The sequence below is a fragment of the Sorangium sp. So ce327 genome (assembly GCF_051530205.1).
GTDB classification, from domain to species: domain Bacteria; phylum Myxococcota_A; class Polyangia; order Polyangiales; family Polyangiaceae; genus Sorangium; species Sorangium cellulosum_B.
Map to the genome: position 1 here is coordinate 3,473,580 of NZ_CP150330.1, position 19,336 is coordinate 3,492,915.

13 protein-coding genes and 1 pseudogene are annotated in these 19,336 nt (G+C 70.0%); 5 read left to right on the forward strand and 9 right to left on the reverse strand.

The window, feature by feature from the left end:
* Positions 1–3: 3 nt before the first annotated feature.
* Entirely contained in the window at positions 4–507 is a 504-nt protein-coding gene (locus tag WME95_RS13270; RefSeq protein WP_437908750.1) for a hypothetical protein, read from the forward strand.
* A 49-nt stretch (positions 508–556) separates the two neighbouring features.
* Here the strand turns inward: WME95_RS13270 and WME95_RS13275 are convergent, their stop codons facing one another.
* The 6 genes and pseudogenes from WME95_RS13275 to WME95_RS13300 form a co-directional block, all read right to left on the reverse strand.
* Positions 557–1,036 carry a hypothetical protein gene (locus WME95_RS13275; protein WP_437552177.1) on the reverse strand — a complete coding sequence of 160 codons (480 nt, stop codon included), beginning with the start codon at positions 1,034–1,036 and terminating at the stop codon, positions 557–559.
* 291 nt (positions 1,037–1,327) lie between these two features.
* Positions 1,328–1,456 (reverse strand): annotated as a pseudogene (locus WME95_RS13280) (sigma 54-interacting transcriptional regulator); the annotation flags it as partial.
* Positions 1,457–1,472: 16 nt separating this feature from the next.
* Positions 1,473–3,464, reverse strand: a complete 1,992-nt coding sequence (locus WME95_RS13285; RefSeq protein WP_437908752.1) for a hypothetical protein — start codon at positions 3,462–3,464, stop codon at positions 1,473–1,475.
* Positions 3,465–4,001: 537 nt separating this feature from the next.
* Complete coding sequence (locus tag WME95_RS13290; RefSeq protein ID WP_437908754.1) at positions 4,002–4,754, reverse strand: hypothetical protein; 753 nt, start codon at positions 4,752–4,754, stop codon at positions 4,002–4,004.
* On the reverse strand, positions 4,751–5,356 hold the full coding sequence (locus WME95_RS13295; protein WP_437552182.1) for an RNA polymerase sigma factor: 606 nt from the start codon (positions 5,354–5,356) through the stop codon (positions 4,751–4,753). The genes WME95_RS13290 and WME95_RS13295 overlap by 4 nt, the downstream gene beginning before the upstream one ends.
* Positions 5,356–6,447 carry a hypothetical protein gene (locus WME95_RS13300; protein ID WP_437908756.1) on the reverse strand — a complete coding sequence of 364 codons (1,092 nt, stop codon included), beginning with the start codon at positions 6,445–6,447 and terminating at the stop codon, positions 5,356–5,358. Before WME95_RS13300 ends, WME95_RS13295 begins: the two co-directional genes overlap by 1 nt.
* Positions 6,448–6,676: 229 nt before the next feature.
* Between WME95_RS13300 and WME95_RS13305 the strand changes: the two genes are divergently transcribed.
* Both WME95_RS13305 and WME95_RS13310 read left to right on the forward strand, forming a co-directional pair.
* The gene (locus WME95_RS13305) at positions 6,677–8,866 is read left to right on the forward strand and encodes a substrate-binding domain-containing protein (RefSeq protein ID WP_437908758.1); all 2,190 of its coding nucleotides are present in this window, start codon (positions 6,677–6,679) and stop codon (positions 8,864–8,866) included.
* Positions 8,867–11,306: 2,440 nt separating this feature from the next.
* Entirely contained in the window at positions 11,307–11,840 is a 534-nt protein-coding gene (locus WME95_RS13310; RefSeq protein ID WP_437908760.1) for a hypothetical protein, read from the forward strand.
* Between the two features lie 797 nt (positions 11,841–12,637).
* On the opposite strand, the gene WME95_RS13315 is transcribed toward WME95_RS13310, so the two are convergent.
* From WME95_RS13315 to WME95_RS13325, 3 genes are read right to left on the reverse strand one after another with little or no spacing between them, the layout of a single operon-like run.
* Positions 12,638–14,176: a hypothetical protein gene (locus WME95_RS13315; protein ID WP_437908762.1), complete on the reverse strand. Its 1,539-nt coding sequence runs from the start codon at positions 14,174–14,176 to the stop codon at positions 12,638–12,640.
* A 37-nt stretch (positions 14,177–14,213) separates the two neighbouring features.
* Positions 14,214–15,845: a hypothetical protein gene (locus WME95_RS13320; protein ID WP_437910980.1), complete on the reverse strand. Its 1,632-nt coding sequence runs from the start codon at positions 15,843–15,845 to the stop codon at positions 14,214–14,216.
* Positions 15,846–15,865: 20 nt separating this feature from the next.
* Positions 15,866–16,861 (reverse strand): hypothetical protein, encoded by a 996-nt coding sequence (locus tag WME95_RS13325; RefSeq protein ID WP_437908763.1) that lies wholly within the window; start codon positions 16,859–16,861, stop codon positions 15,866–15,868.
* Between the two features lie 344 nt (positions 16,862–17,205).
* Here WME95_RS13325 and WME95_RS13330 point away from each other — a divergent pair, with 344 nt between their 5' ends.
* On the forward strand, positions 17,206–18,285 hold the full coding sequence (locus tag WME95_RS13330) for an RNA polymerase sigma factor (protein WP_437908764.1): 1,080 nt from the start codon (positions 17,206–17,208) through the stop codon (positions 18,283–18,285).
* Positions 18,286–18,404: 119 nt separating this feature from the next.
* A complete protein-coding gene (locus WME95_RS13335; protein ID WP_437908765.1) occupies positions 18,405–19,202 on the forward strand; it encodes a helix-turn-helix transcriptional regulator in 798 nt (265 codons plus the stop codon).
* Positions 19,203–19,336 lie beyond the last annotated feature (134 nt).

The window sequence follows — 19,336 nt, forward strand, 5'->3', positions numbered from 1 at the left end:
GCCATGACCGATGCGTCTGTTCAAGCCCTCGCCGATGCGATGGATCTCGGGTCGTTGCTGCAGGAAATCCGGGATCGACATGGCGAGTTCGATCTCCTCGCCCACTGGAAGCAGGGCGAGTTCCACCACGACGTGGTCCTCCGGGTGCACCGCTTCGCGCCGCTGCCGGCGCCGGTGCTCGTCGTGAGCACGAACTGCAACGGCGGCGTAAAGGAGGTGCTCTGCTTGGGCGACGTCCCGGAGCGTTATGCCCTCTGGCACCATCGCTGCCCCGGGGTGCCGGAGTTCTCTGGCGAGCTGCCGCCCATCGCCGCGCAGGCGCGGACGTCGCACTACTTCGATCCGTGCGAGCTGCTCGCGGCCGACGCGCGCAGCGAGCTGCGCCCCGAGTTCCGCGAGCGCGACGTGGGTGGAGGATGGCGCGCGCGGTGCGGACAGGCCGGCTCGCCGTTCGACGCCGAGCCCGGAGGAGCGCGCGGGTCAGCGAAAGGGGAGACGTGCTCGTGATGTGCCGGTGATCCCGGCGGCGCGAGGCCTCTCCGGCGGGCGAGCTCGCTCAGCGGCGCCTTTCGCCCATCGCGCCTCGCCCCGTGGCGCGGGCCGCGCAAAACGCCGCGTCCAGCCGCCAGGCGGCGCGCGTCGCCTCGCCCGCCGTCGCGCCGCGCGCGCCCGCGGCCGCGGCGATCGCCTTCCTGAAGTGCGCGCCGGCCCTGCGGCGCTCGATCGCGACGAGCGCCAGACAGAGCGCGACGAGCAGCACGTCGCGGGCGCTCGGCTCCGGCAGCGTCCACGCGAGCCAGCCGGTGGCGATCGCGAGCATCGCGGTACAGAGCTCCCAGGACGCGGCGCGCTCGGTGCCCTCCGACTCCGCCGTGGCGGCCAGCGCGCGCGTCACGCTGGGTGGCGGCTCGAGCTCCCCTCCGGAGAGCTCCGGCGCCCCTGCGCCGGGATTAACGCTCGCGCCGGCGCTCGCCGCGGGGCGCGCCAGGGACGCTGCGACTGCGTTCGTTGCCGCACCGGGATGGATTGAGCTCATACAAACACCCTCCTCGCCTTGCCGTCCGGGCCTGCACGATCCCCAGACTCGCACGTTGCGCGCCAACGTGAAAAGAGCGACCCGACGTGCTCGGCGAGTCTGGAGCACGCATCGCGTGCGCATGTGTTGTGCAGGACACGCAATCGGTGCATCTGTTGTGCAGAACACGCAATCGGCCCGCGCCGCTCGAGGCTCGCTCGCACCGGGGGCATAGGGGGCGTAGGGGGGGCTTGTCGCTCTATCTCGCACCTTCGCTGGTCTGGCGCGAGGCGCGGGCTTTCCCTCGGCGGCCTCGAGCAGGCCGTGCTTCATGGTGAGCGCTTTCGGGGACGCCCCCTGCGTGTGGCCGAAGAGCTCGCTCCCCGCGAGCGCGGGCGACAGCGCCGCGCAGCTCACGGCGAGGGAGGGCCGGCCGCGGCGCGCGCTGAGCTCGCGGTCAGTTCTCGAACCGCACGTTGTCGAGGTAGTACGGACCCGAGTTGCTGTTCACGTTGAGGTTGAACTGCAGCTTCACGTCGCTGGCCCCTGCGTTCAGCGCGTTCTTGGTGGCCGTCGGCAGCGTGGCGAACTGGATCCTCACGAACTGGCCCCGGGTGAGCGGGGTGAGCGGGACGTTGCCGGCCCACTGGTTGTGGATGCCGGCCGAAGGGATCGAGATCAGCACTTCGATGTTCCCGACCCAGCTCGGGTTCGGCTGGACGGGAGACACGAAGAGATCGAGCGTGATCTTGTTGCCCACCGGCGCGAGGTTCGCCGAGCTGAAGCTCGGGCTGACGATCGCGTTGAACGAGGAGGGCGTCTGCACCTGGAGCGACGAGATGCCCTCCACCACCCGGCCCGTGTGGACCGACAGCTGGGCCTGCGCCGACGTCCACGCGCCCGGCTTCTCGAACCCGAGGATCGGGTTGTTGAGGAGGAACTCCGCCATCACGTTCTTCCGGAACGGGATGAACACGTCCGTGAGGGCCTCCGAGATCTTGAAGCGCTGCCCGCCCGGCTCGTCCGGATCGGCCTCCAGCTGCTCGGAGGTCTGCGTGAACGGCCGCAGCTTCGCCAGCGTCGCGGTCGTGCCGAGATCGAGCTCGACGGTCGGGGAGCCCGTGGCGTCGCCGATCGGCTCATGGCACCCGCTGCACGACAGGGAGAACGCGCGCCCCACGACCTGATCCGGGGTGAGCGCGCTGCCCATCGCGGTGAGCTTGTTCTGGATGCTGGTCCTGAGCGCCGAGGGCCCGGCGCCGAACGTCGCGAAGTAGTTGTTCTGGAGGCCGATCATCTGGCTCTCTCCGGCGTTCATCGTCGTCGGATAGCTCGGCTCCAGGGCGAAGCGGTTGATGTCGTCGGCCGCGGCGAGCCGCTCCACCAGGCCCGGGAACGACGTGTTTCTGAAGGCGACGGCGCGCGCGTCGGTCGAGGCGGGATCAAAGAGCGGCGCGGCCGGGTTGTCCTTCACGAACGACGGGGTCACGACCAGCGTGGCGCTGCTCCCCGAGCCGCTGTGAAGGAGCCTGAACTCCCGGAGGTTCCACGTGGTGAAGGGCGCGGGCGGATCGCCGTCGACCTCCGGGGCGAAGAGGAACTCGTTGGTCCGGATCTGGCCGCCGTACGGGCCCGCGTTCTGGCCGTAGTGATCGATGTGGAAGACGGGCTCGAACCCGTCCAGGCCGTCGAAATAGAAGTCGAGCAGCGCGTCCCTCCGGGCCTCCAGGCTGTTCGACGGATTCGACAGGTTGTACCAGAAATCGACGACCGGACGGCACCCTTCACGGCCCAGGCTCGGGGTCGGGTTGGGCAGCCGGCCCTCGAAGATGATGAGGTTGCGCATCTGGAACGCCGATTCCGGGATGCCCGAGCGCCTGGCAAAGACCACGCGGTACTCACCGCAGTTGGCGCCGTCGGGCGGGGCGAGGTCGAAGCGGTTCGACAGGGTCGTGGCGACGTACGCGTTCGGGGCCTCCTCATCGGCGAAAGGATCCCTGTCGGCCTCCAGGCCCACGACGCGGGGGCAGTCGATCGGCCACCCGTTGATGGACCCGGCCGAGCCGGGGATCACCGTGTCGTCGCAGTGCGGACCGAGGCCGATCCCGTCCGCGGCCTTCCGGTTCGTGTCCATGAACTGCTGGAAGAGCTGGAGGGGCGTCAGGCTGACGCCCGCCTGATCGATGAGCTGCTGGAGCACGTTCTTCAGCTTGAACGCGCCCACGATGTCGGTGTTCGTGATGACGAGCGAGCTCCGCTCCTTGATCGGGAAAGGCAGCGAGAGCGCCTGGCCGGCCTCCGCGATCTCACCCTCGGCGAGATCGGCCGGAGCGCCGTCCGTGGGCCCGAGATCCGCGCAAGAAACCGGCAGTATCGCGAGCGCGGCCAGCGCGGCGCGCCGCGCACCCCGCCACGCGCCGGGGGAGGCAGAATCAGAATGAGAGCGCACCGGACTGCTCGAACTCGATAGCTTCGACGACATGAAACCTCCTGAAATGACCCCGAAGAACGGCGGAGCCGCGAGAGGGCGAGTGCGCGCTCGCGGATGGACGGGGCGGCCCGAGGAGGACGACCGCCGGCGAGCGCCCGCGTCGGTCCGCAAAGAGACGACGCCCGGCGCGCGCCGCGTGGGCGACGTGCCTCGCCGAGGCCGACGCTGCCACGGCAGCCTGGCCTCATCGAGCCGCTGAATCCACCGTTCTGCGATGAAACGCCCCGGCGCCGCCGCCTCTCGGCGCGGCCGCCCGTGAACGCGGGTCGTATGTTAATACTGTTTACGTACAGGGCAAGCGATATGAACGCTCGTGTTTGTGCTCGCGTTAATTTTTCGCGGTCCGTGCGAGCGTAGTTTTCGTGTCTATTTCATGTCGTCCGCGCGAGCGTCGATGTCGTCGCCGCCGGCGCAGGCGAGGTGTTCCCGCTCGTGTGCTCGAACGTGGTGTGGAGTTTGCTGGTCTCGCTGGCGGAGCCGCGGTCGTGGAGGCAATCACCGAGCCGCGCCGACGATCCGGCGCAGCGGGTCGGCGAAGGAGCTCGATGGATACCGCGCCAAGAACGCCGCCGCGCGCGCCCGCGCCTCGTCGGCGCGCCCGAGGCGCACCAGCGCGCGGATCGCGATGAACTCCCGCTCTTCCGCGAGCCGCCCCTTCGGGAACTCGGCCTGGTGCCTCTCCAGCGCGGCGAGGGCGGCCTCCGGATCCTGCGCGAGCGCCGCTCTGGACGCGTCGACGAGGTTGGACTCCCGGACCAGGTCGTCGCCGTCGGCCGCGGCGGTCGCCTCCGGCGCTGGCGCCGCCGGTCGAAGGCTCCGCGGCGCCTCGCGGCGGAGGGCCGAGGGGGTCGGGCGCGGCGCGTCGGCCGCCGGCGCGTCGGCCGCCGGCGACCCGGCCGTCGCGCGGCCTTCCGCGCGGGAGAGCAGCCGCTCCAGCGGCAGATCGGTGAGCGCCGGAGGTGGCGCGATCGGCGCGGCGGCGCTCGGGGCCTCGCCCAGGACAGCGCGGAGCCCTGCCCCGCCCGCCCCGATGGCCGCCACGAGGAAGATCCCCTTGATCCACGCCGGCATCGTCGCGCCGGCGCCGGCGGCCGCGCCCGCGGCCGTCTCGAGCGGCGCCACCCGGGCCGCGGTGCGCGCGAGCTCGGCGGAGGTCATCGGTCGGATCGGCGCGGCGGCGCGCAGCAGCTCGCGCGCGCCGGGCGGGGCGCCTCCTCCTTCCTGGTTCCATCGCTTCGGATCGCTCATCTGGCCCCCCTGCGCGCGCGCTCGGCCTCGGACTTCTTCAGGAGCGTCGCGAACTCCTTCCGCGCCGCGTGGAGCCGCGAGTAGACGGTCCCGACGGGGACGCCGACCAGGCGCGCGATCTCGTCGCACGGCATCTCTTCGATCTCGAACATGACGAACACGGCCCTGCGATCGAGATCCATGGCCTCGAGGATGCCCTCGAGCTGCTGCCGCGCCTCGCGGCTGGAGGTGATCTCTTCCGGGCCGCGCGCGGAGTCCGGCACGTCGTCCACCACCTCGCCGAGCCGCTCGCGGCGCGTGTGGGCGCGGCGGCGGTGAGACGAGGCGACGCGGCGGGAGATGGCGAAGAGCCAGGTCGTGATCGGGCAAGCCCAGTCGAAGGACGGGAGCCGCTGCTGGACGACGACGAAGACGTCCTGGAAGGCATCCTCCAGGTCAGGGTGCTGGATGCCGAACCGCTGGAGGGTCGCCCAGACGAAGTTGCCGTGCTCGGCGTGCAGGGCGACGAGGCTCCGCGGCGGCTGCTTGGCGTCGCGCAGGACGTCGGCTCGTAAGCACTGCTCCACGGAAAACTGAATGCCGGCAGCCCGGGGCTCCTTCATCAAAATGTGAGGCCGACCCCCCCGAACACCGCGGCGGCGAGCGCGGCCTGCTCCAGGCCCGTCGGCAGCCCGCCCTCGAGCTGGAAATCGTACCGTGTCACTGGAACGAACAGATCGATGCCTGTCTCGAGCCGCAGCGGCCCGAGGACACGGACGCCGAGCCGCGTGCCGGCCCCGAGGCTGAGCCACGCGCGGGAGCCGACGTCGGTCGGCAGGATCGTCGGCGGGACGTCGTCGTCCCCGTGGATGACGGCGTAGATGGCGCCCGCCACCGCCCGGCCGCAGAGCCCGAAGGCGGCCGAGCGGCTCCGGACCATTTCAAAGCACGCGCCGAGCCAGCCCGCCGTGAGCCCGAAGGCGAACGTCCGCCGGGTCGCGTGCTGCTCCGGGAGCCACAGCGCGCCTGTCTCGAGCGTCCACCGCGGCAGGATCGACCACTCGCCCGACAAGGCGACGCCGAACCCGGGCGAGGGGACGATGCCCGTGGAAGCGAACCCACGCCAGGAGACCGAGAGCCGGGGCGGCGGCGGGGCCTCGGCCGGGGGCGGCGTCGCCTTGGCCTCCGCCGGCCAGGGGAACGGCGGCTCCGGGGCCCGCTCCGCCGCCGGAGGGCGCGCAGGCAGCGGCGGGGGACGCGGCGCCTCGGGGGCCTGCGGGGGGCGCGGCGCCTCGGCGGTCGGGGGGGCGAGGCCGGCCTCGGGATCGGTCGCGAGCAGGATGTGCACCGCTGCAGCGGCCACGATCCCATCGCAGCTTTGCCGGTCGTCGGAGAGCTCGCGGACCGTCGGCGGGGCGCCGTCGCACAGCTCGGTCCGGATCGTGGCCGACCAGGCCCCGGGCTGCCCCTGCACCACAGCCTCGATCGAGGCGGCCTTGCCCGTCGTGACGAGCTCCCGCCCGAGCCGCCGCGAGATCTCGGCGCGGAACCGGGACGCCGACGGGCACCGCCCCTCCGCGCCCGCGAGGCGCACCCAGGACACGTCCGCGGCCGCGCGATCGCATTCCGCCCGCGCGCACGGCACGCCGATGAGCGTGAGCGCCGCACAGGCGCCCAGCGCCGAGACGAGCGCTCGTACGGCCGGCGCGCTCACCGTCCGCTCCCTTCCTCTCGCCCGATCGATCCCTCTCCGGGGAAAGACGCGGGCTCGAACGGGGGGCGCGCCATGACGGCGAGAAGGGTTCGATCGAGGGCCAAACGGATCGGCGATGCTGTACACCCGGACGATTCGAGAGTCACAGGAATTTCTGGCGGGTGGCAGTGAACGCCGTCGGTGAGCGAGACGGAGATCCGGTATTCATCCATTCGCGAGCCCGCAGCCCATGCACTCCCGCCCGACCACCATCGGCGTCCTCACGCCCTTCCTCGACGGCTTTTATTTCACCTCGGTCCTCAGGGGGATCCATCAGGCGGCGCAGCAGCGCGGCCATCGTGTCTTGGTGGTGCGCGGCACGCCAGCGTACGTCCAGGCGCCCTCGCTCGCCCGGGACCAGGTGGACGGGTGGATCGTCGTGCTCGCCACGGATGGCATCGAGCTCCTCGCGCAGGCGCGTGTCCCGCTCGTCACGGTCAGCTCCTGCGCCCCCGAGGCGGACTGTCCTACCGTCATGCCGGACAACCGCGAGGGCGTCCGGAGCGCGGTGCGCCACCTGATCGAGCATGGACACCGGCGCATCGCGTTCGTCGGTTGCATGGATCAGGACGACATCCGCGCGCGCTTCGACGGTTACATGGAGACGCTCGTCGAGAGCGGGATCCCCTTCGATCCCGGCCTCGTCTTCGACGCCGACAACAACTGGCACTCCGGCGGCCAGCGCGCCGCAGAGGCGCTCATCGCGCGCAGGGGAGAGCTCACGGCCGCGGTCGTCGCCACGGACAAGAACGCGCTCGGGATGATGTCGGCCCTCCAGGCCGCCGGATACCGCATCCCCGACGATCTGGCGATCATCGGCTTCGACGACATCACCGATGCGCAGTGGTCGACCCCTCCGCTGACGACCGTGCGCCAGCGCTTCGACGCCCTCGGAGCGCTCGCGTACGAGCTCGTGCTGGCGCGGCGCGCAGGCCAGGTCGTGCCGTCCGGGCCCGTGCTCGCGCCGACCACGTTCGTCAGGCGGCGGACGTGCGGGTGCGACCCGCTCCTTGGCTTGCTCCACCGGAAGGGCGCGGCGCCCGACGACGACCTCAACGCCATCGAACGGCAGATGGTCGAGCTGCTCCTCCGCCTGCCGCTCCCGCCCGAGACGCCTCCGACGGCCGTTTGGCCCGGCGTCTCCGCCGTGATCGCTGGATATACCGCGGCGCTCGAGGGGGCCGCGCCCCCGCCGGCGGCCGAGATCGACGAGGCCTGTCAGCAGGCCGTCCGCCTCACGCCTGACGTGGAGAGCCTCATGGGGATCGCCCGCCTCCTCGGCCGGTCCGGAAAGCGACGCCGCGCGCGCCTGGACAGGGAAGCAGCGGAGTCCGCGGAGGAGCGAGCCGAGGAGTTCCAGGAGCGGCTGCGCCTCTCGCTCATGCTGGCTCGCGTCGAGACCGAGCGGCAGTTCGTCGACGAGCTCGGGGCGCTCACGCGCTCCGATCACGAGGTGAGCCTCGCGCTGCTCGGCGGCACCCAGGAAGACTCGCGCTCGCTCTCCTGGCTCGACTCGACCGCCGCTGTCTGGGGCTGCCTCGCGCTCTGGGAAGACCCGGCGACCCGCGCGCGCCTCGTCATCGCCGGCGCCTACAGCCGCGATGGCAGCCCGACTCCCTCGCTCGGCGCCGTCTGCGCGCGGGAGGATTTCCCGCCCGCCGAGCGCTTGCCAGCGTCGACCGCCGGCGGCCCGTTCATGGTGACGCTCCTGCCGATCCGCACGCTCCGCCACGACTGGGGGGTCCTCGCGATCGTCGGCCCGAGCTCGATCGAGGTCGCCGGCGACGAGGGCACCATCTCCATCTGGGGGGCGCTCCTCGGCGCCGCCCTCGAGCGGGACGCGCTCGTGCAGTCGCTCTCCGAGCAGCACGCGAGCCTCCAGGAGGCCTATCGGCGCGAGCGCGCCCTCTCGGCCGCGGTGCGCGAGCTCGGCTGCCCGCTCATCCCGCTCATGCCCGGCGTGCTGCTCGTCCCGCTCGTCGGCGAGCTCGATGGAGATCGCGCCCGGCAGATGCTCGAGCGGGTGGTCGAGGGGGTGAGCCGACACGGGGCGCGCTGCGTGCTGCTCGATATCACGGGCGTCCCGAGCATCGACGCCCAGGTGGCCCACGCGCTCGGGCAGACGCAGCGCGCGGCCTCCCTGCTCGGCGCCCGCGTCCGCCTCGTCGGCGTGCGCCCCGAGCTCGCGATGCGCCTCGTCGCCCTCGATATCCAGCTGGGCGATCTCTCCAGCCACCAGTCGCTGGCGTCGGCGCTCGAGGACCTCGTGTCGACAGGAGTCCCATCGCTCCGCACGAGACGGGGTGACGCGGCGGAAGCGCCGCCGCGCTCGTCGCGCAACGCGATCTCCGAGTTGCGGCGTCGCGGACGATCGGAGTGACGCTCCGCGTGTCGCGCTGAGCGCGCGCAGCGCTGTAGACCCCCCAACCACTGCGCGCCGCCCGCGCTGGTCCCGTCTGGCGCTGAGCACGCCTCGAACGTGCATGTCGTCTCCCACGGTGGACGGCGAGGCGCGCAAGGTGCTGCGCGCGGCGAGCGTGTTCGGCGACGTCTTCTGCAAGGGGAAAACAATTTCTACACGCAAGAAGAATGCTGAGTAATTCCGAGCAGTTGGCGGATGTGCCCGGCATGGACGGCGGCTAGCGGGCGGAGGCCGGGGAGGCTGCGCCGTTCGCCAACCAATTGGTTGACGAACAGCCAGGGGGAGAAGCGTTCCAGCAGCAATGGACGCACTGGTGAAGGACTTCGCATCGTCACAGGCGCTATCCGATACGCCCTATTCCAGCCTGTCGCCCGACGATGCGGTGTCACATCGGCTCAGGTAAGGTGTGCCTCGTGCATCGAATTGGCATACCCATACGTGGTCAGGATCATACGCGGTAGCACCTCCAATAGATACAGGTGGGGCCGCTTGCACACTCGGCAGCGCGTCGAGGATCTCCTCGCTCCCCGCACGCCATCGAAAGGACCATCTCGTCATCTCGGAAGGTCTCGGGTGATGCGCGTTCCGACGTTCGATGATGCGGCCTCGCGTATGGCGATACCACTCATTGAGCCGTTTGGCTATGTACAGATCTCCCGTGTGTGGAAACCATGCAGCGAGCTCAGATCCGGCGTTGAGTGCGTTGGCATACACTTTAACTGGCGAGAGCCACTCTTGCGATAGCTGTCGCAGGAGGAGCTCGTCAAAGAGCGACGGTAATAGCCCATTGCCTGCCCGTCGGGGAAAGAGTCCGGCATGATAACGCCCAAGGTTGGCCAACTGCGGGTGGAACATGCTCCCAGATGCACAGAACCTAGAAAAGGCAACGGGCGAGCGGCGGCACCACAATTTCCAGAGCGTAGCCGCGAAAGTTGTCTCGAGCTTCGACCATTGGACCACAGGCGGCTTGCGTAGCAGAGCATCCGCGACATAGATGGATATAGCCATGCCTGGGCCGGGTCCTTGCGGAAATGTTCCGGCGGTCTCTGGGCTGAGATCAACGACGAACACCGTACGCCCGCGCTCGACTACGGAAGCACAGATTCGACAGAGGCTCATCAGGCCGCCTGGTGTCGGCGGAAGCGCCACGCAGATCGGCGGCCCATCAGAACGCGCAAGCTCTTCATTGAGATCGGTAGACGGCTCTCCCCCCCAGTATCTGACGCGCGCAGCACGATGACGTTTCGGATCGACTCTTGATGGACCCAGCAGGAGATTGTCATCGTCGGCCACGACCGGGGATGCAACCTTGGCTAGAGCCGCTCCGGCAATCCTGCCAACGGCAACATGTATTGCGCCCTGTATCGGAACATTCATCATCTGAATCCGCACGATCTGCAGTTGCATGCTGGCGGGTATTGTGTTTCCTTTTGGCAGGCGTCGCGGCAACTTTCACACGGTGTGTGGCCCCATTTGTCGCAGCCTGGATATCCCGTGATGCACTTGCCGCCGATCTCTTGGCAATCCACGAACATGTCTGTGCATGTCTTGTCGGGCGTGCACCCTGCCATCTCTTCAGTGGCGCCGCTCCCCACGTCGTCACCGTTCCGGAACCGGTCCCCCGTAGCTGCTGACCCCGGTGGGTATGGTTCTCCGGCCCCTGTGCCTTCCGTCCCCCTGAGATAGCACTCGCCCACGTCGTAGTTGCACGCCCACATCATGAGACCGAGAGGAATAAGAACAGGGATCGCCTTCAATTTCAGCCTGTGCCGCATGCTCTTCCTCCAAGTTTTTTCAGATGCGTGTGCGGAGGGGCGGCGTCAACTGTGATTCAGGGCATGGATTGCGTCCCTGCGGCTCCGGCTTGTCAACCTCGCGCCGATCCGAAGCCGAGCTCGAGCTGAGCGCAGCGGGCTGCACATCGTCGCGGCCGAGCTCGGCGCGGACCATCGGAGGTCGAGGCGCACGTCGGCGCGGCCTTCAGCCTGCTCGGCGCGTTGTGACGCCCGGGGCGGGAGTTCTCGCGCGTGAGCGCGGCGCAAGCCCACGGCGGGGTGCGGAGGTCGAGGCGGACGGACATCGGCGAGTGCGGCGTGTTCTCCGTCCACCTGGTCGAGTTCGGGCGCGTCGCCAGCGACGAGCAGCTCGATCGCGAGTTCGGTGCAGCCCCCCGCGGCAGGGCGCGGCGGCCGAAGCGGACTCCGACGACGGCTGGCGACGAGGAGCGCGGGCCCGAGCGCTACATCGCCCTTCACCGCGGCGGTGCGGCCGTCCGGGACGCGTCGACCCCAGAGCATGGGGATCTGCTCGCCGAATTTCTCTTTGACGCCCACGTCATGCCCAGAAAGATCGTGCGAGCTCTCATATCGCCAGTCGCGGCTCGGCCAGGGCTCCCACCATGTCCATACGCTTACTCGGCAAGATCGGCTTGCTCTACGTCGGTGCGCTCGTCGTGGTTCCGGCACCGGCCCAGGCACTCGAGTTCAACGGCGGCGTGAGCGTGGGCGGGATCCAGATCGGGACCGAACCCAGGCTTGCCGTGAGCCCCTTCGCCGGATGGCTCTGGCGCAGCGAGGGGGACCTCCGGCTCGAAGTCCACAACATGCTCAGCATCGTTCCAGGGGCAGGTATCGGGGTCTACGATCGAACGGCCGTCACTCTTGGGTATGCCACGAAGACAACCACCGCCAGCCTCGGGCCGTCCCTGGCGATCTACTCGATGCCGGTGTGTGGTGCCGTGATCTGTGACCGCGTGGTGGGGGTTGCTCCAGGCGGCCGCGCCCAGTCCGACTGGTACTTCGCCGGGCCCTTGGGCGTGTCCACCAGCGTCCATGTGGACTGGGCTGGCGGCAGTAGTCGCGTTCTCCCTGGAAGTCTGGTCGTGATGTTGACCACTGGACCAATTTGGAGATTCGAGGTGAAGTCGAAATGAACAGGCTGGCTATTGTTGATGGTACTTCACTCCGCTCCTCCTTCCGCCTTGACGTCTGAGCTCGCGAGCGTGGCGGCCTCGCCGGTGTCTACCTGGAGCGGCGGCGAAGGGCGAGGGACTCGGCGGGCGCTGGTGACGGACACCGGTGCTCAGCGTCGGCGAGCTCGGGGCCGTCGCCGTCTACCGGTTCGAGTTCGGCCACGCCGCCGGCGAGGTCCCCGAACGCGGGCCGGTGCCGCGGCCTGGTCGAGCACGGGGGGCCGCGGGGTCGAGGTGGACGCCAGCGAGTGCAGGGCCGTCGCGCAGGTCGAGGGCGACGTCAGGCGCTGGTGACTGGACACCGGTGCTAAGCGCCGGCGAGCTCGTGGCCGTCGCCATCCACCTGGTCGAGCTCGGCCGCGTCGCCGGCGAGCTCCTCGAGCGCGGGCTCGGCGTCGCGGCCTGGTCGACCGCGAAGCGGCCGCGGCGTCGAGCCGGACGCCGGCTACCAGCCGATCCCTCCGGAGCTTGGTAATGAGGTTGTGCCGGACCTGGCGATGGACTGGGCGTTGATGGGCGAGGCGACGATTTACGTGTGCCTCTTCTCAGACGTCTAGACTTGGGTGGATCCGGGGTAGCCCTTCCCCGGGGCGTCCGCCGTCCGCGTGCCCGGCGAGGAGCTTGAGGCGAACTCGGCGGCACCCCCTCCGCAACGGCGCGGCTCCGCGGAGGTCGAGGCGCACGTTGGCCAGCAGCTTGCCTACAAAGTGGGGGGGATGCGTTGAGAGCCTCGCCGTACTCCCCTGACGTGACTGCGGCTACTCAGGAAAGCGAAGCGTCTCGTGCCTCTCGCCGCTCTGCCCCATCGTCGTCGTGCCATCGTGGTTCCAGCTGGTTCCGCCCGTGCCCGGCGATCCGATCTCAAAGGTGACGCCCTCGAGCGTGAGCTGATCCTCGTCGAGGTAGGCGACGCCGATCGAGTCGCCGCCGCGCCCGGGGCCGCCGTAGCCGCCAGGCCCTCCCTGGCCGCCACGTCCGCCCATGCAGGCCTGAAAGACGTCCAGCAGGTCGGCGCCCGGTGCGCCTCTGCCTCCTTCGCCGCCCTCCTGGGGCGGCCCGCCGTTGCCGCCCGTGCCGCCGTAACCCGTCGTGATCATGCTGTCGCGCACGGTCAAGCGGGCGTGAAGCGCGACGACGCCGATCGCCGGATGAGCATTCGCTCCCCCGCGGCCCCCTCGACCACCACAGCCGCCGGCCCCGCCCGAGCCTCCTCCCGCGCCTCCTTTGGCGGCCACGCCGCACATGGTGAGCCCGCCCCGACGACCACCGCCGCCGCCACCGCCTTGGCCCGGCGTGCCCCAACTCCCCTCGGCCCCCGTATCGCCCTCCCATCCTGTCTCGGTGAGGCGCCCGATGCCCTCGCCAGGCGCGCCCTGTGTTCCCGGCGCCCCGGGGCCCCCGTCGGATCCGTCGTAGCAGCGGACATTCTCCTGCTCCGCGGTACCACCGATGCCCGCGGGCGACGGGTCCGGCTCGGAGGCGGGCTCACCGTCGTCGCCATCGTCGGCGCGGTCGGGCAGCCCGTCCCCTCCCTTGCCGCCGATGCTCGTGAGCCCGCTCTCGCACCGGTTCACGGCCGCAGCCCCGCCGGCGACGATGGCCGCCGAGCACGCCTCCGCAGCGAACATGCCGTCCGGTCCGACGGGTGGGCTGTACAGGGGCCACTTCTCGCCATCGCTGCCTGCCCTTCCGCTGTTCACGCGGATCTCGCTCCGAAGGATCTCCACCACCGTGTTGGACCGAACGATCACGCCAGTCGCGCTGGCCACTCGGAAGTCGAGATCGGCGAGCGTCGAGACGCCGTCCGCTGCCCCCTGGTCCTCCTGGCCCGCGGGCTCGATCGTCATCGGGGTACCGTCGAACTCCCTGTAATTGAGCATGGACCGCGGGCGCTGGGAGTCGTGCACCCATGTCCGACAGTTGAAGCCGCCGAGGATGTCCACGCCAGAAGGCAGCGAGATCGGATCCTCCTCGAAGATCTCGTTGCAGAGGAACACTCGCCCTCGTCCAGCACGCGCGAGCTCGATGGCATGCTGGATGGTGTAGACAGGCTTGTCCTTCGTGCCGGGGTGCCTGTCGTCGCCGCCACCGAAGTTTCCGGCGACGAATACGCCGCAACCGCTGTCGACGATACCGGCGGCGATGTGCTCGATGCAGACCGACTCCGGGGGCGGCTCGCCATCGCACGAGGTGCCTTCGCAAGGCGCGCCAGCATCGTTCACGTCGGGCACAGTTCCGCAGCCGGTCGCCCACGGTGACACCAGAAGGAAGAGGGTAGCGGCGGTCATCTTTCTCATGTGCGTCTCCTGAGGCGTGCCGCCAGAAGCGGGCGGCTCATTGAGGCGGTTCGGGATCTGGCGCATCGAACCTGTACCAGAACAGCACAGGCCCCGCTCGCCCCTGGCCTGGCGCGTCGTCGGTGGCAGCATTTTCAGGGCGGCCACCCTGACCAGGTTGTCCGGGCAAGACGGTCGCATCCTCTAGAAGGTTCACGGAGGCGCTCATGGAGGCGATTCCGAAGGACGCACCCCCGAGTCCGCCGCCGCCGTCGCCCCCGCGGCCGCCGTTGCCTCCAGTTCCACCGTTACACGCGGGCAACATGTCACCTAAACCCGCAGGGGCCATTCCACGGTTACCGCCATGTGACCCCCCACCGCCCGGTTGGCCCGTTCCGCCGACGCCACCATTGCCGCCCTTGCCTCCGAGGACCTGGCTGGCCTCGACCGTGAGGGCGCTCCCCTGCAATGCCACGATCCCGATGCTCGCGCCGCCGTAGTCGCCCCCATCGCCTCCCTTTCCACCGCAGCCGCCGCTGCCCCCTGATCCTCCGGCGGCGCCACCCTGAGGTCGGCCTGTCGGACACGCGAACGTGAGGCCGCGCGACCTGCTGCCACCACCCCCGCCGCCGCCTTGGCCGACGCCGCCGCTCTTACCGTCCTTCCCGCGGACGCCGATCCATCCGTCAAGGTCCAGGCGGCCGACGCCAACCGCTCCGTCAGCGTGCTCCGCATCGGCGCCGTGTGCTCCGCGGCCCCCATTTGTGCACGGCATGCTGGACGCTCCGCTCCCAGCGAGGCCGCGGTTCTCCGGACTGCCGACTGGCGCCGGCAGCCCTGAAGCACCATCCCCGCCGTTCTCCATCCCGCCGTCTCCGCCGTACCCGCCCGTCGACTCGATCCCATCGCCGCACACGGTCACGACCGGAAGGGCGCCGATCGCTGCGTCCGCCGTGCAGGCGTCCGCGCCGTCGTTCCCCAGCACGCCGGAGTTCGCGCGAACGCTCGGCGCGTCCTCGCCCGGCTCTCCCTCCTTGCCATCGCCTGCGAGGATCTTGCTCTGCCGCACGATCGCCCTGGCCCCAGGGCTCAAGATCATCGCGATCGACGACTTGCCGTCGTCCGCGGACGCATCCGCCGCGGCGACGCGCACGCCGAAGACCGTTGACGTCGCGTGCTCTTTGTCATCCGCGATCACCCTCAGCGGGATACCCACCTGCGGAGCGATGATCGTCGGGTGATTCGGTCCGCCGAACGACCCGTCATACGACCAATCGCCGCCGTCACACAGGCGCCCGCCCCAGAGGTCGACCCCCGAGGGCAGCGTGATCTTCTCCTCGAACGACCCGCCGCACGCGTACACGCGCCGGGTCGGCTCCTCGCCGTGGCTTCGTCCGTGCGCGGCGAGCCCGATCGCGTGTTGCAGGGTCTTCACCGGCGCGTCCTTCGTGCCGGGGTGCCTGTCATTGCCTGACGACGCGCTGACGAACACCCCGCATTCGTTCAGCGCCGGCGCGGTACCAGGCTCTCCTTCGCAGGGGTCGGGCGGAGGCTCCGGATCGGGGGCGCAGTCCAGCCCTTCCCAGCAAGCATCGGAATAACGGCACGCGGTCAACGCGCTCGCGCTCCACGCGCACAGCGCCACAGCGAAAACGGAAGCTCGAGCGCTTCGGCCGCCCCGCGAACGCATTTCCACCGCCCCCCTTGACCTCACCACCATCCCTCGATCCTCACGCCGGTCTCACGCCCGGTTGCCACGGGCGAGACGTGGATCCGCTCCTGAGCCGGCGAGAGCCCCAGGAAGGAGAAGTCGGTGAGGAAGGACGCGGCCGTCGCTGCACCGAGGACACCCCCCGTGAGGAGCAGGGCCGTGCCCAAGCCATCGGAGAGGTTGCGCTCGTCGAGAAGGCGGCGCAGGGCGCCGCACGAGGAGCCCTGGGACGCTTGCCGGCACATCGACGAGCTGGACGTCCGACCACGCCTGAGCCCGTCGCGTTGCTCGCTCGCGTCACCATCCAGCGTGCTGGCCCTGATCATCAGGACGGCGCCCGTCGACAGGGTGGCCGTCGTGGCGGTGATTCCCGCGATACGCAGCGTCCCCGGCCAGGAAGCCCACGGGCTGGGGGCCTGCGCCCGCACAACGGGCGAAGAGCTCGTGGTTTCCTGGGTTGCCTTCGGTGATGCCGGCGCGCCCTCCGGAGCGAGGCTCACCGCCCTGCGCGGCAACGGCATCCTGATGTTGTGCTCCGCTCCGGCCACGGCCCCGAACTCGTGGAATCCATCCTCGCGGCCCGGCGCGCGGGCCCGCACCATGTGTTGGCCGGGCTCGAGGAACAGCAGGTAGGTCCGCGCGACCCGGCCTACCTGCTTGCCATCGAGGAGCACCTCCGCATCCGGCGGATCGACCGAGAGGATGAGCCTCGCGACGTGCGGTGTTGCCTCGCGCTCTCCTTTCTCGAATCGTAGCTGAAGCGCGACCGGCAGCGCCGTGCGCTGCTCAAGGCTAAAGGCCAGGTGCTCGGCGGCATCGCGGTACTTGCGCAGCGCGAGCTCGCAGAGACCAAGCTCGCCGGCGAGCTCCGCGCGCTCTCGCTCCGTGCTGGACGCTGGGGCTGCTGCCTCGAAGGCGGCCTTGTAGGCGGCGTATGCCTCGGTCCACTGCCCAGCGTTGCGTGCCCTGCGACCGCGGCGAACATGGTCCTTCACCGTTGCACCGTCACGTGGTCCTGGCTCCGGATAGGCGTCCTCCGCGCCGGCCGAGCTCGCACCGCCGGTTGCAGCGAGGAGCGCAGAGAAGAGCAGAACGCATGCGGAACATCGCATGGTTGGACAGTACTCGCGCCAGTCGCGGAGCGTCAACGGGAGCGAATCGATGCAAAGTGGCCCTGGCAGTGGCAAATTGCGTTCGGGTGCGGCAATGCGATCGCCTGTTCGCGGCAGCGAGCGCCCGACCGCCTGAACACATGTATCGGTGCCACCTGGTGCTACCAAAGTGGCCGCTCCTTGCACTTTCCTGCACCGTTTCGAGCGGCTCAGGGATGCTACCTACCGTGGGCAAGCCAGCGACCCATCTCCTCAGCTTCAACCGCTTCCGGCGCCTGGCCAGGCTGCACGGCGTGCCGGCGCGCGACGCCGAGGACGTCGCGCAGAACGCGCTGCTGCGGGGATTGGAAGTGGCGAGGCGGGTCGAGCTGAGCGGCGATCCGGCGCGGTACTTCGTCACGATCGCCCTCAACGAGGCACGGAAGCACAGGCGGAATGAGCGCCGCCGCGGAGAGGTGCTGACCTCGTTCGAGGAGCACGATCCGCGAGACGAATGCCCCACGCCGGAGGAACTGCTGCGCTTGTGGCAGCGGGAAGAGCTGGCCCGGGACTTGCTCGACCGGGTCGGCCCCAAGTACCGGGATCTCTTGGTCAAGCATGAGCTGGAGGGGACACCGCTCTCCACGATCGCCGCCGAGCTGAACGTCCCGTTGGATACCGTGAGGGCGCAGCACTGCCGGGCTTGGGATCGACTCGATGCGGCTTTCAAGCGGTGGAGGGCCCGGCAACCCACGCACGGTAGGGACGAGAGCGGCTGCGTCCCGCTGGTGCTCGGGCTGGACCTCCGGGCGTCGTGGACGGCCTGGCTGCGCCGGCTGGGCGTGAGGATCGTCGTGCAGGGTGCGTTCGTCGTGTTGAGCGGCGCGCTCCTCTCGGCGGTGCCGCCGCTGCCCAGCGCGGAATCGTGGCTGCACCCGGCGGCGTTCCGCGCACCGGGGCGCGCGCCCGCATCAGACGACGTCACGGCGCAAGGCTCACGTGACAGCGCGCTTTCCGCTGCCGCGCCCGCCGCGCCCGAGAGCTCGTCGCCGGCGGCAACAGGCAGCGCGCGCGCTGAGGCTGTGGTGAGCAGCACGCCCGCACCCTCTGTGACGACAGCACCTCGTATCTCGTCCCCGGGGAGCCCCGTGTGGCCAGCGGTCACCGCACGCGAGATGCGCCTGATCAGCCAGGCCCGAAGGGCCATTGAGGACAACGACGGAGAGGGCGATCACGAGGCGCGCCTGCTGCTCGAAGCCCATGCGCGGGAGTTTCCGCGCGGTCGGTTCGCAGCGGAGCGCGAAGCGCTGCTCAGGCTCATTCGCTGAATCATCGGCCGTCGACCGACGGCGAGCTGGCGGTGACGCTGATGGTGTCTTCAGACCAGACAGCACAGGGCCGAGATCTGTCTTGCGCAGGAATGCTTACGTCCAGGAGGAGAATCGCTATGGAGGACATGCTGGGTGCGATGTGGCTCGTCTCGCCGCTCGGGCTCGCGATGATCGCCTGCGTCGCGATCGGCTTCGCGGTCACCGCGCGCGAAGCGCTGGGACGCGAGCGCGGGCTTCGCGAGGCGCGCGAGCACGCGCACGAGGACGAGGAGTCCGCCCTCATCGATGCGAAGGAGCAGGCAGTGGGGGAGCGGGACCGATGCCGGCGCCTTCTGGACTGTCATGTCGACGCGGCGCTCGCAGAGCTGACAGACGCCCGTGCGCGCCCCGTCCCCTGGCCAGGAAGAGTGCTCGAGTCGTTCTGCGCGACGATGCCTTCGTGGAGAAGAAAGCTGGCCGAGAGCACGGGGTTGGAACCGAGGGAGGTGGAGCGGTTGCTGAGGAGCGACCTCCCGATGACGCCCGGCCTTGCCCGGCAGCTGGAAGCCTTCACCGGCACGCCGGCGCGGTACTGGGAGCGCCTCTGGCAGCTGCACGACGACTACCGGACGGACCGGACGGACGCCGAGGAGACCGCGGTGATCCAGGTCGGCGAGCCCGTCACCAAGCCAGAGCTCGGTGCGTCCCGTGTCGTCGCCGGTGCAGAGCTCGACACCGCCGGCGCTACCTCCCCGCGCGCTCGACGCTCCTCCGCCTGTGGTGCCGTCTCCCGAGCTTGCGGCCAGGAGCCCGCGGGCGAAGCTCCCGCCGCCTCCGCTGCCGCGGCTTCGGTCGCCGCTCCCTGTCCGCGCCGCCACGGGGGCCGAGCTCGCCCGGCGCGCCGGGACCCTGACGAGCTTCCCGCTACAGCATGACGAAGGGGGGGCGAGCTACGCCGACGCGTCCGATTGGGAGGAGGCAGAGCGTTCTCCGCTGAACACGACACTTCCGGGAGTAGGGAGCCGCGGTTGAGCGTAGCCGTGCCTCGCATTCATCATAGGGTGCGATT